Raw genomic sequence first — 17,660 nt, 5'->3', positions numbered from 1 at the left:
ATTCTCATGTGATCCTGAAAAGAGTTCTGGATGACTTTTAACTTTGATTCTTCAACAGGCTCAAAATTACAAGTCTCATAACTCTATTAATAAAGCCAAGATTTATAATAATCAGGATCTTCTAATCCTAACGCTTGTTCTGTTAACATCAATGGTCTAAAAGGATCAATCATCACAGCTAATTCGTGTGTTTCTTTTGCTCCAATAGATTTTTCTACAGTTCCTGGATGTGGACCATGTGGAATTCCTGCTGGATGCAAAGTAATTTGACCTTTTTCAACAGATTTTCTCGACATAAAATCACCATCTACATAATATAAAATCTCATCAGAATCTACATTACTATGATTATAAGGTGCCGGAATTGCATTTGGATGATAGTCAAAAAGTCGTGGAACGAAACTGCAAATTACAAATCCTGCACCTTCAAAAGTTTGATGTACTGGAGGTGGTTGATGAATACGACCTGTAATTGGTTCGAAGTTATGAATAGAAAAAGCCCATGGATAGTGATAACCGTCCCACCCGACAAAATCGAATGGATGTGTACCATAAACATAAGGATAAATCAATCCTTCTTTCTTTATCATGATTTTGAAATCACCATGTTCGTCGTGCGTTTCTAAATCTTGAGGTCGCTTAATGTCACGTTCGCAAAAAGGCGCATGTTCCATTAATTGACCAAAATGATTACGATAACGACGTGGAGTTTCAATCGGACTAAATGATTCTGTTATAAATAATCGGTTATTTTCATCATTAAAATGAAGCTGATAGATAATTCCTCGTGGAATGATCAAATAGTCTCCGTATTCAAATGGAATTTGACCATATCCTGTTTTTAAAACTCCAGAGCCTTCATGAATAAAAATTACTTCATCAGCCATTGAATTTTTATAGAAATAATCGGTCATAGATTCTTGCGGAGCAGCCAATGAAATATGTAAATCGTTATTGACTAAAACCGGAACACGAGAGGCTAAATAATCTTTTGTTGGCTTAACTTTGAAGCCTTTTAAAGATGTATGTTTTAAATGTTTTGCGCGAGCTATTTTAGGTTCAACAGAGTATGGCTCGTTGATTTCCTTAACCAATGTTGGCGGATAACAATGATAGACATTAGAATACGTACTCGAAAAACCATGTGTAGAAACTAATTCTTCGGCATATAAATCGCCGTTTGGTTTTCTGAATACTGTATGTCTTTTCTGTGGAAAATTTCCCAAATGATGATACAGTGGCATATAACTTTTGTTTGTGTTTTGATGTAATAAATGAAAATGAGTAATCGTTCGATTAATAAGTTAACCGATAAGCAATACTATAAAGAGTATTGAGCAAATACAATTTTAGAAAGTAAAGCAGAAGTCTGCTTATTCATTCCAATAAATAAAGGTTTTAAGTGCGCCTTCATTTTGATTACTATTCTTTTGTGTTTAAATCAAATATAGGAAAGAATTTTAGTTGTACAAAATACACTAATAAATAATATTAATATAAATTCGTTTAACAAATAATATCTAGATAATAATTAACACTAAAATCAATCTATTTTGAAAAAATTAACATCGATTCTTTTATTTTTTTTATGCATTGTTCTTCATGCTCAGAATTATAAACTTACAGAAATTACGATCGAGCCCGAAATTATTGGAAATCTATACCAAACTAATAATTCAAAATCAATTATACTTATAATTCCAGGTTCTGGACCAACAGATAGAAATGGAAATTCAGCAATGACAAATAATAATTCTCTCAAATTATTAGCTGAAAGTTTAGCAAATGAAAAAATTAACGTTTTTACATACGACAAACGTGTGGTATATATGGTTAAAAATTATCAGAAAGAAAAAAAAGAAATCCCAACATTGGATTTTAAACATGGCATTAATGATGTTAATACTATAATTAATTATTTAAAAAATCAATTAAAATACAAAAACATCATTATTGCAGGACATAGCGAAGGTGCTTTAATAGGAATGATTGCAGCACAACAAAATACTTCTGCTTATATTTCTTTGGCTGGTTCTGGTCATTCTATTGATGAGATTCTAAAAGAACAAATCAATAAACAAGCACCAATGTTAAATGCTGATAATGAAAAAATATTAACAGAATTAAAGAAAGGTAATCTTGTAAAAGATGTTAATCCATTTCTGAAAAGTATTTATGCAGAACAAAATCAACCATTTCTAATTGAATGGATTTCGTATAATCCTCAAAAAGAAATTGCAAAACTACAACTTCCTATTTTAATTATAAACGGAACGAAAGATATACAAGTTCAATCAAAAGAAGCAACTGCATTACATCAAGCTAATCCCAAATCTAAGCTTGCAATCATTGAAAATATGAATCATATTTTTAAAGAAATCAAACTGGATTCGGATAATTTAGCTTCATACAATAATCCAGATTTAATTAAAGAAATTACAACATTTCTAAAAGAAAATAAATTATAAACAAAAACGCCATTTGAAAATTCAAATGGCGTTTTTATACTATACAATTAGTAAAGCTTCTTCTTTTATTTGATTCATAGCTTTTGAATAAATAAATACTTCAAAATCTGATTGAGTAGATTCTTCGAAACTTTGTTTCATTTTTTGGTAAGAAATTGGTTTGTCAGATGATTTTAATTCTTTGATAAAATCTATCAACCACTCGCCTTCTTCTTTTTCCAATACAATTTCTAAATAATTATTTTTAGTGTGGAAAGTTAAAATCGCATTTTCAAAAGTTCTTCCTTTTTTCGATTTTTTACGAACTTCCATTGTAGGGATTCCGCCTAGCCAAACCACTTTTTGTGTTGGTTTATGTGTAATAAAAACTTCTGAAATTAAAACTGATTCTATATAATTCGGTTGAATAGTTGTTCGTGGTACTTTAACATCAAACCACTCTTGTAACGGAATTTCAAAACCGACTCCATGCATATAATTAAACAAGGATTTCTTTAAACCGAAAGAAAATTGATTATGATCTAATCCAGTTTTCTCTTCGTGAACCATGTCATTATTTGCAAAAGTTCCTATTTCCGTACTATGGTTAATAACGTTATATTCTTCAGGATTTAATCCAACTGGACTATGAGCCGTCATCGCAAACTGGTGCCAAAAACCTGATTGTAAAACACCAACTTCAAACATCTGTCGGACCATTTCTAAACTATCAATCGTTTCTTGTTTCGTTTGAGTCGGAAATCCATACATTAAATAGGCATGCACCATAATTCCGGCTTCCGTAAAATTACGATTTACAACTGCAACTTGCTCCACAGTAACTCCTTTATCAATTAATTTCAATAAACGATCTGAAGCCACTTCTAGTCCTCCAGAAACAGCAATACAACCCGAAGCTTTAAGTAAACGACACAAATCCATTGTAAAACTCTTCTCGAAACGAATATTCGTCCACCAAGAAACTGTTAATTTACGACGCAAAATTTCTAAAGCAACTTCTCGCATCAAAGCTGGCGGTGCAGCTTCGTCAACAAAATGGAAACCTGTATTGTTCGTTGTAGCAATCAATTCTTCCATTCGGTCAACAATCTGCTTAGCTGCAATTGGTTCATAAACTTTAATGTAATCTAAAGAAATATCACAAAACGTACATTTTCCCCAATAACAGCCATGCGCCATCGTTAATTTATTCCAACGTCCATCGCTCCATAAACGATGCATCGGATTAACAACCTCGATTACATAAATGTATTGATCTAAATTTAAATCAGTGTAATCAGGCGTTCCAACTTCACTGAATTTATAATCTTTAACCAATGGATTATTGATATATTCAACCTTATTATCAATCAAAGTAAACGTTCTTTTTAAATCAGTAACTTCAATTTGTTGGTTATTAAATTTCAATAATTGTTCAACTGGAGCTTCACCATCATCTAATGTAATAAAATCGAAAAATTCAAAAACACGAGTATCTGAAAGTGATCGAAGTTCCGTATTTGGAAAACCTCCACCCATGGAAATTTTAATCGTTGGATAATGTTTCTTTATGTATTGCGCACAACGAAAAGCTGAATATAAATTACCTGGAAATGGAACTGAAAATCCAATCATTTTAGGTTGAGAATTTTGAATCAATTTCTCTAATTCAGCAATTGTAATATGATCAATATAAGTTAACTCTTTTTGCAATTCTTGATACAATTCATCAAACGAATTTGCCGAACGACCTAAACGTTCTGCATAGCGACTGAAACCAAAATTTTCGTCAACCGCTTCGATAATCAAATCAGATAAATCTTCTAAATATAAAGTAGCTAAATGTTTTGCTTTATCCTGAAATGCCATCGTACCAAAAGCCCATTCTAAATCATCTAATTCAGAAAATCGAGAAGCTTCTGGCAAATATCCGTCTTGTACAATTGCATCTGCCAACGTAGAATTCTTGCCTTGTAAAAAACGAATAACAGGATCAATCGTATGAATATAATCGTCCTTTAATGAATAAATTCTTGTACTATTTTCACCTAATTCAACTTGAAATTCTTCAATATAATTGAATAAATCTGTTAAACCTTTTTTGCTAAACAATTGCAAAATAACATCTAATCCTAAATCTGATTGGAATGTTGTGTAATCCAATTGATTTAAAAAACCTTTTAAATATACTGTTCCAGGATAAGGTGTGTTAAGTTGAGTAAATGGAGGTGTGATAAGTAATAAATCCGTTTTCAATGGTAAGAATTTGTGCAAAAATACGGCTTCTTTATCATTTATCTTAACAATTGGATATTTTAAAAGTTTATGTAATTTGCAATAAACTACAAACAAAATGAAATTCGTTACTTATTTAGAGCAACAAAAAGAAAAAGTTGGTTTATTGATTGATGATTCGACCTACGATTTGAATCAAATCAATCCAAATTTACCACAAACATTAACTGAAATCTTAGCCGATTCAGATTTTTGCTTTCCTATTATTCATCAAATCCAAAAAGAAATTTCAAACGGAAATCATAAAAAAGCGATTATCTTAAATCCTCAACTCATTGCTCCTATTCCACATCCACCAAGTTTTAGAGATGCCTATGCTTTTCGCCAACATGTAGAAACTTCTCGCTTAAATCGTGGATTAGAAATGATTCCTGAGTTTGATGAAATTCCAGTATTTTATTTTTCAAATCATCAAGCGATTCAAGGTCCTGGAAAAGTCTTCGCAATGCCCGAACATTTTAATCAAATGGATTTTGAATTAGAAGTAGCAATTGTTATTAAAAAAGAAGGAATCAATATTAAAGCAGAAAATGCAGATGAATATATTGGTGGTTTTATGATTTTGAATGATTTGAGTGCAAGAGCATTACAAATGCAAGAAATGAAATTAAATCTTGGTCCAGCCAAAGGAAAAGATTTTGCATCGATGATGGGCCCATTTTTAGTTACACCAGATGAATTAAAATCTTATAAAGTTGCTCCAAAAGAAGGACATATCGGAAATTGTTATGATTTGGAAATGACTTGTTCTGTAAATGATATCGAAGTTTCTCGTGGTAATTTTAAAGATATGCATTGGACATTTGCTGAAATTATTGAACGTGTTTCTTATGGTGTTAAAATCTACCCAGGAGATATTATTGGTTCTGGAACTGTTGGTACAGGATGTTTCTTGGAATTAAACGGAACTGGAAAACGAAAAGATGAAAACTATATTCCGCAATGGCTTCAGCCAAATGATAAAATTGAAATGGAAGTTAAAGAATTAGGAAAATTAACAAATTCTGTTCATCTTTATGATGACAATTTAAACGATTATGCAAGAGACTAAATCATTCGAACCAAATACAAAAGAATTTGACAACTTACTAAAACATGCAATTGCTCCACGTCCAATTTGCTTTGCAAGTACAATGGATAAAGAAGGTAATGTAAATTTAAGTCCATTTTCTTTTTTCAATATGATGGGACAAAATCCACCTATTTGCGTTTTTTCACCCTTAAGAAAAATGCGAGATGGATCTACAAAACATACATTAGAAAATGTATGGGAACACCCTGAATGTGTCATCAATATCGTAAATTATGATATGGTTCAGCAGCAATCTTTAGCAAGTGTTGAATACGAAAAAGGTGTAAATGAGTTTATAAAAGCAGGATTTACTCCTATCGCTTCAGAAATTGTGCAACCTCCTCGTGTAGCTGAAAGTCCTTTTCAAATGGAATGTAAAGTAAGAGAAGTTATTTCTATTTCTGATGAACCTGGAGCTGCAAATATTGTGATTGCTGAAGTGGTTAAAATGCATGTGCAAGAGCAATATTTAGACGAAAATAACGATGTGCATCCACAGGATTTAGATTTAGTTGCTCGTTTAGGTGGTGATTGGTATTGTCGCGTAACTCCTGAAACTTTATTTGAAGTTGAGAAACCTATTCGTTCAATCGGAATTGGGATTGATTTAATGCCCGAAGATGTAAAATTCTCTAAATTTTTAACTGGAAATCATTTAGGACAATTAGGAAATGTAGAAGCTTTACCTGCTACAGAATTAATCGAAAATTTTAAAACGCAATTAGCTTCAAGATTGGATATTAATAAATTTAAACCCGCGGAAGTACGTCATCAAGTTGCTGCTAAATTATTGGATCAAGGTGATGTTCAAAGTGCTTGGTTTTGGTTATTGATGGATATATAAAAATTATGATGATATTAATCGCTGTATTATTCCCTTCTCTTTCTTTCCTTTTAAGAGGAAAAATCTTAACTGCAATATTATGTTTTGTGTTACAAATAGTCATTATTGGTTGGATACCTGCTTCTATTTGGGCAGTTGCTTCTCTATTGGACGAAAGAAATAAAAAAAGAACAAATAAATTATAAATTAATGCTTACCATAAAAAATCTACTAACCATAATCATCAAACTTATTGGTTTAATATTTATACTCATCAGTTGTGTATATATTATCCCAGGTTATTTTCATTTGATTTTTTTAGATGATGTGATGTATCCTGATGAAGTTCTTGAAAATCCAGATTTAAAAATGTCGACAACATTGTTGATTACAGATATCTTCATCAATATCGCTATTTATTATTTCTTTATTTTTAGAACAGAATTCATATTAAAATTTCTTCGAATTGATCAAGAACTTGGAAACAAGCAGATTGGAGAACTTAATATGAATTTACAAAAGTATGTGCAGATTACACTTTGTGTAGCAGCAATTGTACTATTTGTAATTTCGGTACCTGAAATTATAATTTCTACTGTTCAACACTTTCGTGTAAGAGATGAATATCTAACATTAGATAGTTATGGATTGATTAATAATATTTTCATTGGATTAACTTCAGTATTAATTATAGCTTTTAATGATAAAATCTCAAGATTATTAACGAAATAAAATAAGCTGTTTTCAATTAAGAAAACAGCTTATTTCGTTTTAAATAATATAAACTTAGTTTGGTTAAATTCCATTAAATCGTACACCAATACTCATCCAACGACTTGGTAAAGGTATTGCTCCAACTTCGTTGTAAGACGTATTAAATAAATTCTGAGCATCTAAATAAATAGAAAACTTATCATTTATGTTTTGATTAATTCTAACATCAGTAATCCAATACGATTTGTACGATTGTCTTGTATTGTAACGATTCGCTAACGAAATCGAAGTATTTTTTAGTTGATAATCTATCGTATTTATTAATTGATGTTTTAAACTTTCAATCTTATATTTCGAATTAAAAGCTTCATCTACATTTTTAAATTTCGGATCCAAATACGAATAACTTAACGCTAATTTTAAACTTTGATTTGGATTGATTTGATGCAAATATGTTACTTTCATATTTAATCCATTAGTTCGCATATCACCAAAATTACTCGCTTGCCAAGGCTCATCTGTCGTTAATCTAACCCAATCGATAAAATTGGTAATATTTCGATAAAAATAATACGCATTTAAAGTCCAATTTGATTGATTATATCTGAAACCAAGCTCAGTTTGAAAGGCTTTTTCTGAATCTACATTTGGATTTCCTATATTTCCAGGACGCTGATCCAAATACAAATCGGTAAATGAAGGAATTCGTTGACTTGTTCCTGCATTTGCAACAAATTTTAAATTAGAATTTATCGAATAACTCGCATCAATTCCTGGAAATATTTGCCAACCATATTGCGAATTATAATTAATATATGTTCCGATATTCGTATTTAGTTTTGGCGTAATATCCGTTTTATATTCCGCATAAAAACCAAAATTATCACGCGAATGCTCCTTGATACTTGTCGAATTAATTTGTTCATTTCTATATTCCAATCCAATTCCAATCTGTCCATTATTTAATTTATAAGTAGAATTAATTTCTCCCGAAATTGAATTTGAATAATGCTTTGATCTCGCTCGACTAATATCATGTTTGAAATAACGATAATCATCAAAATTATAACGATAATTCAGTCTTGGCATCAAAGCCAATTTTTCTGAAAGTTGATGTTTAGATTGAATTGTTGCCAAAGTTGTTTCTACAATTTCTTTCGAATTTTTATCACCTGGAGCGGCATAAAAACCATTAGCGCCAAATCCATTTTTTACATAACCATAAGATGCTTCCAATGAATTATTTTCGTTAAACTGAAAATTTCCTTGATAATACAATTTATTATTCTCGAAAGCTGTATTGTAACGATAACCGTTTCCTATTTCGTGACTTAAATACAACTGATGTTGATGATTTTCTTTGGCTAAATTACCTCCAATCTGAATTCCTCGATTTGTAAACGTATCGCCAGAATCTTCTTCATCTTTCTTAAAATTAGTTCCGAAATAAGTATGAGCGTAAACTCCTGTTTTAGCTGGTTTTCTCGTTATAATATTAATCACACCAGTCAAACTATTATTTCCGTAAACACGAGCTGCTGGACCACGAACTACTTCAATTCGTTCAATTGCCTCCAATGGTAACGGAAGATTTAAAGCATTATGAGCAGTTTGATGATCCATAATTTTTACTCCATTCACCAAAACTAAAGTTTGCTCGAAACTTCCTCCATCCATCGAAATATCTGCTTGCGAACCAAATGGTCCACGCTGACGCAAATCAATTCCTGATGCATATTGTAACACTTCTTGCAATGTTTTTGCAGGCATTTTCTTTAATTCAGCTTTCCCTAATACATAAATATTTCTATTTTCATTAGACAAAGGCGTATTCAATCGGTTATTAATAACCGAAACCTCATTAATAGCAATTGTATCATTTGTATTTTGCGCAAAAATAACTGGACTGATTAATGTAATCAAAAATGAAAATTTCTTCATTTTATTCGTTCTTAAGATGTTGAGTTTTATTGATACAAATGTATTACCTTACCAACCTATACAAATAGTCCAGTATTTAAGATTATGAATAGTCCGGCTTACACACAATTTGATTTCATCATTCTTGATTCTAATTCTGAAACTCCATTATACATTCAATTAGTTAATGAGTTTATTAAAGCTATACAATTAGGACAATTAAAGAATGGAACTAAACTACCTGGAACAAGGAAATTAACTGACATTTTTAAACTAAATAGAAATACAATTGTTAAAAGCTTTGAAGAATTAGCTGCGCAAGGTTGGATTGAGATTAAACCAAACAAAGGAACTTTTATTATCGATCAATCCTATCAAAAAAATCCGAAAATAAATGCAAGAACAGATATTAATATTCTTAACAAAGCATCATTTGATTTTGAAAAGTCGATACTTTTAGAACTTCCATCAGAAAATAATACTTGTTTATATCGCTTAAACGATGGAGTTCCCGAATTTCAACTAACTGAATTAAAATTAACAGGAAAATATTATTCGTCAGTTTTAAAAAGAAAAAATTCTTCACAGAAAATAGTTTCTAATGAAATTAACTTTTTCCTAAAGCAAATCACAAATTACCTTAATATCACACGAAATTTAGCTATTGATTCGTCTAATTTATTAATTACACGTAACAAAGAAATTGCATTACAAATTATTACGAAAACCTTAGTTAAAGCAGATGATTACATTGCTGTAAACGAATTAAGTCACTATAAATCGAATATGATTTTCCAGGAAAATAAGGCGAAAATAATTCCCATTGAAGGCGATAAATATGGATTAAAAACTGATGCTTTAAGATCAATTTGTCAGACTAAAAAAATAAGAGCGCTTTATATTTCGCCGAATTGTAATTATCCAACAACGATAGCATTATCAAATCAAAGAAAATTAGAGATTAAACAGCTCGCAAAAGAGTTTGGATTTGTAATAATTGAAACTGATCAGGATTTTGATATCTATTATAGTAATCGACCAACTATGCCTTTATTTACAAATAACTACGATGGAAATATCATCTATACATGCGCGTTTGGTGATGAACTTCCTCCAGGTTTTCGTTTAAATTTTGTCATTGGTCCCACGGATTTTATAAGTGAATGTAAAAAACAAAAAGTAATATATGAATCATTAGATGATCCTTTAATGATGCAAACTATTGGTGAAATGATTGCTGAAGGAGAACTATTTAAAACACTAAAAAAACATCGAAAAATATACCGAGAAAAACGCGATTATTTCTGTAATATTTTAATTCAGAGTTTTGGAAATGAAATTAAGATTCAAATCCCAAAGAATGGTTTGGCTGTTTGGATTGAATGGCAAATTCCAATTAACCTTTTTCAATTAAAAAAAGATGCAGAAAAATTAAATTTATTTCTTCCACAATCAATTTTATATCAAACCAGAGATAAAATAGGAATGCGAATTGGTTTCGCAAATTGGAACGAAGAAGAAATGCATCAAATCGTAAAAATAATACAACAGTGTATTTATACACAAATTTTAAAAAGCTGAAATATCAATTTCAGCTTTTCAATTATTTTAATTTCTTACTTTAAAAGTCCAAGTAAATTCAAATTCAGAAACTACATCACCTTCTTCATCAACACCTTTTGATTTTGCTAAAAACGTTACACCTTTTTGTGTTTCAATTGCTTCTTTTATTACTTGTTCAATTTCAGCACCTTGATCGCAAGTAAATATAATTTTACCCACAGCTTTTTTTAGAAATTTAGATTGCATTCCAATAACTAACATAGATACATTAGCACCAGATTCTTGAATTTTAGCAGAAGCCATTAGCCCCGATGAAAACTCGGCTGCCATACCTTGTACAGCCCAAAATATACTTTTAAATGGATTTTGATTAAGCAGTCCATATTTTACTTTAGTCGAAACTGAGTTTTTTTCCCATTTTTGTAATCTTACACCGGCAATCCATGCAATAGGAATTTGGTTTGAAATAATATTTCTAAAGAAATCTTTATTCATTTTAAATAATTTTTTTTGTGGTTATTATATGATTTTCATTAGCCAATTTAATAATCCTAAATCATATATTTGCACAATATATTAATTTATTACAATTTAAATGACTGGAGTAATTATATTGTTTATTATACACTGGTATGGATCATTATTTTTCCAAACATTCTTTCATCACCGTTATGCGTCTCACGCAATGTTTACGATGTCAAGAACTTGGGAGAAAATATTCCATGTTTTAGCTTGGATTTTCCAAGGAACATCTTATTTAAGCCCTTATGCTTACGGGGTAATGCACAGAATGCACCACAAACACGCAGATACAGAAAACGATCCACACTCGCCAATATTCGATAAAAATGTTTGGAATATGATGTGGAAAACTCGTATTTACTATAAAGAAGTTGGAACTGGGGAAAAGGAAATCGAACAAAAATACATCAAAGGTGTACCGGCTTGGAGAGAGTGGGATAAATTTGCCGAGCACAATATTGTACGTCTTGCTTGGATTTTTGTTTATATCGGTTTATACTGGTTAGTTGATGCTCCTATTTGGGCGTATTTTGTTTTCATTCCAATGCACTCTTTAATGAGCCCATTACACGGTGCTATCATTAACTGGTTCTCTCACAAATATGGTTACAGAAACTACGAAGTAAAAGATACTTCTACGAATTTAATGCCAGTTGACTGGTTAATGTGGGGAGAATGTTTACACAACAATCACCACAAATTTGGTGGACGTCCTAACTTCGCAGTTAAGAAATTCGAGTTTGACCCAATGTTCCCATGTATCCGATTAATGGAAAAATTGAATATTATTCAATACAAGAAAGGAAAATTAGACACAGATTATATGTAAGATAAAAAAGACCTCGAATCGAGGTCTTTTTATTTTTTATATACTTTTGATTGAATATAATTCCAAAAATATTGTTTCTCTTCAATTAAATTAAAATCATTGAATAAATGATCAATCTTCGGAAAATCTTTTGTTTTAATACCTGCAATCAAATTAAAAAACACAACCATTGACTTGGTTAAAAATCGTTGTATTAAATTTTGATTCTCATTAAACTCAACACAAAACCACTTCCCTTCTATTATTAAATTTGGATTGAATTTAGTAAATAAGACTTCACAATCTGAAGCTGAAAAATGATCAAAAATAAAAGCAGTAATTACAATATTATAGTTTTGATTAGTTTCGAATTTAAATATGTCTTCTTTATAAAAGTTCACTTTTAAATTAGAATGATTTCTTGTTTTTGCTTTGTTTATCATCACTGTAGAAAGTTCAACATAATCAATTTCTACCAGAATATTTAATTCATTAATTTCCTCTAAAAACCATCCACTTCCACCACCTAACCAAAGAATTTTATCGTTAGCTTTTAAATATTTCAATATGATTTTATGAGCGATCTGTTGACGATTTAAGAAACAAATTCTACTTAGCAAATCGTAATATGGAGCAATGTAATTGTAATTCATTATTCAAAAAGTAAAACGCTTAATATTCCGAAAATAGCTTTTATAAATATCATTCCGTCAATAGCTATTAAATAATATAAAATGGATTTTGGACGGTTCAAACGATATGCAAATAGTGCCATTAAAAGAATAGGGACTAACATAAAAAGTGTGCGATGTAAAGGTAAATTATACCAAAAACCAAATAGTATAAAGCTTAAAAAACCTAAAAATATTAAAGGTAAAATTACTTTATTCAGCATAAATTGATTTCCGAATTGAACTACAAAAGTTTTTAAACCTCGGTTTGTATCATCTTCGTAATCCTTCATATCAAACATAATTGCGTTTACTATGAAATACATAAAAGTTTGTGTAAATAAAAAATAAAATTTACTATCCACCTGAAAATGAACACCATTTTCTATTTCTAAAATCAATAACGGAAAATAAACAGTTGTTATCGCCCAAGTCCATGCAATTAAAGTAGGTTTAAACCATGTATAATTTCTTAACGACAAACCAAATTTCCAATTGTAATAACTTGTAGAAAGAAAAAATGTAGTTATTAAAACAAGATAATGAATCCAATGAAGCGTAAATATATTGTTAAACGATTTAAACAGTAAACTTACTCCAGAAAAACAACAGACTATAAATAAAATTATGTTAAATAGTTTGATCGATTTTTTATGATTGATGTAAAACTGTGTTCGAGGATTAGATGATACAGTCTTATTCTGTGGAGTTTTATATGCAAATAAATAGAATAACACGCTTAAAGAACTGATAAACAAATAATAATCTAAACTATTTAATTGTAAACCAATTTTGATATTAGTTTCCAAATTGAGACCAATAGACAACAAACCCATAAAAAAATTGGAGAAAAAAATGTATTCGATAAAACGATGTACTATTTTCTTCTCCATTTCTATTACGCTTTAAACTTTTCCGATACGTTTGTTTTATAGGTCTCACCTATCGGAATTTCAATGTCATTCAAATATAAAACTTTATTTTGAATGGATTTTATTTTTTTTATAGATATAATAAATGAGCGATGAACACGCATAAATAGTGCTTCTGGTAATTTTTCTAAAATTGATTTCATCGAAATTCTTGCTGTAATTTTAGAACCATCAACTAAATGTATTTTTACATAATCGTCTAAACCTTCAATGTATACAATATCATCATACATAATATTATTTAACTTATAATCAGCTCTAATCGAAAGATAATCTTGATTATTAGCTAATTTTTTATCTACTAAAATTAAAACTGCTTTATGAATCGCCTCTTCAAATCTTTCATATTCAATAGGTTTTAATAGATAATCTAAAGCTGCAACATTAAAACCATCAATTGCATATTCTGCATACGCTGTTGTAAATATTACAGGAGGTTTTACTTCTAAATTTTTATAAAAATCCATTCCATTCGTTCTAGAAATCTGAATATCTAAAAACAATAAATCAATCGGAAATTGATTCATATATTTTTGTGCATCTTTTGTATTAGAAAATGTCTTAACCAATTCTATTTCATCATTCCTATGACAATAATTCTCTATAACTATCAATGCCAATGGTTCATCATCTATTGCTATTGCTTTAATCATTTAAATTTAAATCTAATTTTAATTCAACTTTAAACTGTTGATTTGATTCGTCAATATTTAAATCATATCTATCAGGATAATAATAATCTAATCGTTTTTTTGAATTCGATATACCTGTTAAACTTTTATCTTCTTCATTTACATCATAATTTGAAATTGCATTAACAACCATGAAATTTAATATTCCTTCTTCTAATTGAATATCAATTTTTATTGGATTTTCAACTACATCTACTATACCATATTTAAAAGCATTTTCTATAAAATTGATTAACAATAATGGAGATATAGAATAATTAGTAAAATTACCTGTAATAGAAATATTAATCGAGTTTTGATTAACCAACCTCAATTTTTGTAATTGGATATAATTCTTAATGTAATCAATATCCTTTTGCAATGCAATAAAATCTGCGGCACTATCTGTTACTACGTAACGCATCATTTTAGATAATTTCATCACTGCATCTGGTGCATTATCAGATTTTTGTAAGGTTAAAGCATAAATACTATTAAGCGTATTAAATAAGAAATGTGGATTAATTTGAGCTCTTAAATATGCTATTTCAGATAATTGTTTTTCTTCTTTTACTTCTTGATAAACTTTCCTTTGTTTAATAATTACCGATATTAATGTAGCGCATGCAAATATTAATACTTTAGGACTCCAAATAATAAACCATGGTGTTCTTCTTGGCCTAAAACCCTCATCACGTGGCATAACCCTTCTTTCAAAAGGAAAAACAAAATCAGGTATAATATGTATGATTAAAAAAGAAATAAGTAAAACAATGGCATAAATCCAATATTTCTTTTTTAAGTATAACTGTGTTGTGAAAACAAAATAATTGACTATAAAAAACATTACCAATAAAATATTTTCTAACATTAATCTTTTAAAAAAAGAAGAAGTAAAAAAGTTTGTTGGTAAATCTGAATAAGGCGCAAAAACAAAAGGCATCAATAGAAAAACTATTGATATGATTGTCATTACAATTATTTCTTTTTTAGAAATTGTATTCATTTTTAATTCTTAATTAATATTCAATCGCAATAATTAGCGATTCAGTTGCTAACGATTCGTATGCAATAAAATCATTATTGTAGATCTGTAAAATTTTTCCCGCTTCAAGATATTGTCCATAAATTTCAACATCACCTAACAATGGAAATACAGTCCAGCATCTATCCTTACTTTTCAAAGGTAATTCACCTTTTTTACTTAAACCATATTTTCCGAAATAGACATTAAATAAATTATGACGTATAATTTTCTTCAATCTATTTTCTTTATCAACTTTAGTCGAAACTAATACCTTTTCTAAAGGTTCAAATTCTAATTTCAGGAACATAACTAAAATTTCTGAATGGTCAAATCGAGCAGATCCTTCAATTGAAAATTCATTTCCTTCTGCTAAATAATAAACAAAAGTTTGATTAGAATCTAATTTCCATTTATAACCATTCATATCCAATCGTATGTCATTTTCTAAAGTAAAAAGAATCAAATACCCATTTTCAATTACCTTTTTTTGATAATATCCATTTTGATTAATTCTTATTTCCTCTACGAAAGAAAAACTTGAATTATGAATAATTTCTTTGAACGATTTAACTCTTAAAATATCCTTATTTACTGAATAAACTTCGTCAGCTTTGCACAATATAACCATGATTTTAGTAATGTTATTCAAAAGTATCATTTGAGTAGTTGTAGAATAAATAATTGAGGTAAACCCTTTAATTTATGAGGTAAAAAAAGATTAATAAAATCTAAAACAAGATTACTAGATTTCACTATATTTATTAATCAAAAAGAAACCACAATAATATGATTAATAAAACAGTAAACTCAATCGAAGAAGCTCTTGAAGGAGTTGAAAGCGGAATGACAATTGCTTTCGGAGGTTTTGGTTTAAGCGGAATAGCAGAAAACTTAATTCAAGGTTTAGTCGACAAAGGTTTAACAAATCTAACTTGTATTTCAAATAATGCAGGAGTTGATAATTTTGGATTAGGATTATTGCTACATCGTAAACAAATCAAAAAAATGATTTCTTCTTATGTTGGAGAAAATGCCGAATTTGAAAGACAAATGCTATCCGGAGAATTAGAAGTTGAATTAATACCACAAGGAACTTTAGCTACACGTTTAATGGCTGCTGGTTATGGTATGCCTGCATTTTTTACACCTGCAGGTGTTGGAACTGAAGTAGCCGAAGGAAAAGAAGTACGAAAATTTACGTTTCATGGAATTGAAAAAGAATACTTATTAGAAAAAGCTTTTGAGCCAGATTACGCAATTGTAAAAGCTTGGAAAGGTGATACAGCAGGAAACTTAATATATAGAGGAGCAGCAGGAAACTTCAATCATCCGGCAGCAATGTGCGGAAAAATTACTATTGCTGAAGTTGAAGAATTGGTTGAAGCTGGTGAATTAGATCCAAATCAAATTCACACTCCAGGAGTATTCGTAAACCGTATAATGCAAGGAGCTAAATACGAAAAACGTATAGAAAATAGAACTGTTCAACCTAAAAACGATTAAACCCATGTTAGATAAAAATGGTATTGCGAAACGCATTGCAAAAGAAGTAAAAGATGGTTTTTACGTAAATCTAGGAATCGGTATTCCAACCTTAGTTGCTAATTATATTCCTGAAGGAATTAATGTCGAATTACAGTCTGAAAATGGTTTATTAGGAATGGGACCATTTCCTATAGATGGTGAGGAAGATGCTGATTTTATAAACGCAGGCAAACAAACGATTACAACTTTACCAGGTTCTTCTTTCTTTGATTCTGCGATGAGTTTTGGTATGATTAGAGCCAGAAGAATCAACTTAACTATTTTAGGCGCTATGGAAGTTTCTGAAAATGGTGATATCGCAAACTGGAAAATACCAGGTAAAATGGTAAAAGGAATGGGTGGTGCTATGGATTTAGTAGCTTCTGCCGATAATATAATTGTTGCAATGCAACATGTAAATAAAGCCGGAGAGTCTAAACTTTTACCTAAATGTTCATTACCATTAACTGGTATTAAATGTGTCAAAAAAATTGTAACCGAATTAGCTGTTTTAGAAATATTACCTGAAGGTGGTTTCAAATTATTAGAAAGAGCTCCAGGAGTTACAGTTGAAGAAATTAAAAATGCAACAGCTGGTAAGCTAATTATTGATGGTGAAATTCCTGAGATGATATTTTAAACGCTAAAATTTTATCAAATACATAAATTTA

The 17,660-nt window shown here is 29.8% G+C and carries 18 protein-coding genes; 9 read left to right on the top strand and 9 right to left on the bottom strand.

The window, feature by feature from the left end:
* Positions 1-86 precede the first annotated feature (86 nt).
* On the bottom strand, positions 87-1,244 hold the full coding sequence (locus EAH69_RS06455; RefSeq protein WP_121934365.1) for a homogentisate 1,2-dioxygenase: 1,158 nt from the start codon (positions 1,242-1,244) through the stop codon (positions 87-89).
* 309 nt (positions 1,245-1,553) lie between these two features.
* Here EAH69_RS06455 and EAH69_RS06450 point away from each other — a divergent pair, with 309 nt between their 5' ends.
* On the top strand, positions 1,554-2,468 hold the full coding sequence (locus tag EAH69_RS06450; protein WP_121934364.1) for an alpha/beta hydrolase: 915 nt from the start codon (positions 1,554-1,556) through the stop codon (positions 2,466-2,468).
* Between the two features lie 39 nt (positions 2,469-2,507).
* On the opposite strand, the gene EAH69_RS06445 is transcribed toward EAH69_RS06450, so the two are convergent.
* On the bottom strand, positions 2,508-4,703 hold the full coding sequence (locus EAH69_RS06445) for a B12-binding domain-containing radical SAM protein (protein WP_121934373.1): 2,196 nt from the start codon (positions 4,701-4,703) through the stop codon (positions 2,508-2,510).
* Positions 4,704-4,800: 97 nt separating this feature from the next.
* Between EAH69_RS06445 and EAH69_RS06440 the strand changes: the two genes are divergently transcribed.
* From EAH69_RS06440 to EAH69_RS06425, 4 genes are read left to right on the top strand one after another with little or no spacing between them, the layout of a single operon-like run.
* Positions 4,801-5,793 (top strand): fumarylacetoacetate hydrolase family protein, encoded by a 993-nt coding sequence (locus tag EAH69_RS06440; protein WP_121934363.1) that lies wholly within the window; start codon positions 4,801-4,803, stop codon positions 5,791-5,793.
* The gene (locus EAH69_RS06435; RefSeq protein WP_121934362.1) at positions 5,780-6,658 is read left to right on the top strand and encodes a flavin reductase family protein; all 879 of its coding nucleotides are present in this window, start codon (positions 5,780-5,782) and stop codon (positions 6,656-6,658) included. The genes EAH69_RS06440 and EAH69_RS06435 overlap by 14 nt, the downstream gene beginning before the upstream one ends.
* Positions 6,659-6,663: 5 nt before the next feature.
* Positions 6,664-6,843 carry a YqaE/Pmp3 family membrane protein gene (locus EAH69_RS06430; RefSeq protein WP_317124732.1) on the top strand — a complete coding sequence of 60 codons (180 nt, stop codon included), beginning with the start codon at positions 6,664-6,666 and terminating at the stop codon, positions 6,841-6,843.
* A gap of 4 nt (positions 6,844-6,847) precedes the next feature.
* Positions 6,848-7,369: a hypothetical protein gene (locus EAH69_RS06425; RefSeq protein ID WP_147439101.1), complete on the top strand. Its 522-nt coding sequence runs from the start codon at positions 6,848-6,850 to the stop codon at positions 7,367-7,369.
* Positions 7,370-7,432: 63 nt separating this feature from the next.
* On the opposite strand, the gene EAH69_RS06420 is transcribed toward EAH69_RS06425, so the two are convergent.
* Positions 7,433-9,292, bottom strand: a complete 1,860-nt coding sequence (locus tag EAH69_RS06420; RefSeq protein ID WP_121934360.1) for a TonB-dependent receptor plug domain-containing protein — start codon at positions 9,290-9,292, stop codon at positions 7,433-7,435.
* A gap of 84 nt (positions 9,293-9,376) precedes the next feature.
* Between EAH69_RS06420 and EAH69_RS06415 the strand changes: the two genes are divergently transcribed.
* Positions 9,377-10,852 (top strand): aminotransferase-like domain-containing protein, encoded by a 1,476-nt coding sequence (locus tag EAH69_RS06415; RefSeq protein WP_121934359.1) that lies wholly within the window; start codon positions 9,377-9,379, stop codon positions 10,850-10,852.
* A gap of 27 nt (positions 10,853-10,879) precedes the next feature.
* Here EAH69_RS06415 and EAH69_RS06410 read toward each other — a convergent pair whose 3' ends face one another.
* On the bottom strand, positions 10,880-11,329 hold the full coding sequence (locus EAH69_RS06410; protein WP_121934358.1) for a DUF4442 domain-containing protein: 450 nt from the start codon (positions 11,327-11,329) through the stop codon (positions 10,880-10,882).
* A 100-nt stretch (positions 11,330-11,429) separates the two neighbouring features.
* Between EAH69_RS06410 and EAH69_RS06405 the strand changes: the two genes are divergently transcribed.
* Positions 11,430-12,185 carry an acyl-CoA desaturase gene (locus tag EAH69_RS06405; RefSeq protein WP_121934357.1) on the top strand — a complete coding sequence of 252 codons (756 nt, stop codon included), beginning with the start codon at positions 11,430-11,432 and terminating at the stop codon, positions 12,183-12,185.
* A gap of 29 nt (positions 12,186-12,214) precedes the next feature.
* On the opposite strand, the gene EAH69_RS06400 is transcribed toward EAH69_RS06405, so the two are convergent.
* The 5 genes from EAH69_RS06400 to EAH69_RS06380 form a co-directional block, all read right to left on the bottom strand.
* Complete coding sequence (locus EAH69_RS06400; protein WP_121934356.1) at positions 12,215-12,817, bottom strand: methyltransferase domain-containing protein; 603 nt, start codon at positions 12,815-12,817, stop codon at positions 12,215-12,217.
* Complete coding sequence (locus EAH69_RS06395; protein ID WP_230466729.1) at positions 12,817-13,644, bottom strand: UbiA family prenyltransferase; 828 nt, start codon at positions 13,642-13,644, stop codon at positions 12,817-12,819. Before EAH69_RS06395 ends, EAH69_RS06400 begins: the two co-directional genes overlap by 1 nt.
* Positions 13,645-13,733: 89 nt before the next feature.
* Entirely contained in the window at positions 13,734-14,420 is a 687-nt protein-coding gene (locus tag EAH69_RS06390; RefSeq protein ID WP_121934354.1) for a LytR/AlgR family response regulator transcription factor, read from the bottom strand.
* The gene (locus EAH69_RS06385) at positions 14,413-15,444 is read right to left on the bottom strand and encodes a sensor histidine kinase (RefSeq protein ID WP_121934353.1); all 1,032 of its coding nucleotides are present in this window, start codon (positions 15,442-15,444) and stop codon (positions 14,413-14,415) included. Before EAH69_RS06385 ends, EAH69_RS06390 begins: the two co-directional genes overlap by 8 nt.
* 13 nt (positions 15,445-15,457) lie before the next feature.
* Positions 15,458-16,093, bottom strand: coding sequence for a hypothetical protein (locus EAH69_RS06380; protein ID WP_121934352.1), 636 nt, complete (start codon positions 16,091-16,093; stop codon positions 15,458-15,460).
* A 158-nt stretch (positions 16,094-16,251) separates the two neighbouring features.
* Here EAH69_RS06380 and EAH69_RS06375 point away from each other — a divergent pair, with 158 nt between their 5' ends.
* Positions 16,252-16,968 (top strand): CoA transferase subunit A, encoded by a 717-nt coding sequence (locus tag EAH69_RS06375; RefSeq protein ID WP_121934351.1) that lies wholly within the window; start codon positions 16,252-16,254, stop codon positions 16,966-16,968.
* A 4-nt stretch (positions 16,969-16,972) separates the two neighbouring features.
* A complete protein-coding gene (locus EAH69_RS06370; protein WP_121934350.1) occupies positions 16,973-17,629 on the top strand; it encodes a 3-oxoacid CoA-transferase subunit B in 657 nt (218 codons plus the stop codon).
* The last annotated feature ends 31 nt before the right edge of the window (positions 17,630-17,660 follow it).

This window comes from Faecalibacter macacae, from assembly GCF_003687725.1.
GTDB lineage: Bacteria > Bacteroidota > Bacteroidia > Flavobacteriales > Weeksellaceae > Empedobacter > Empedobacter macacae.
The sequence above is the reverse complement of the archived record's forward strand: the minus strand, read 5'-3'. Positions and strand labels throughout refer to the sequence as shown.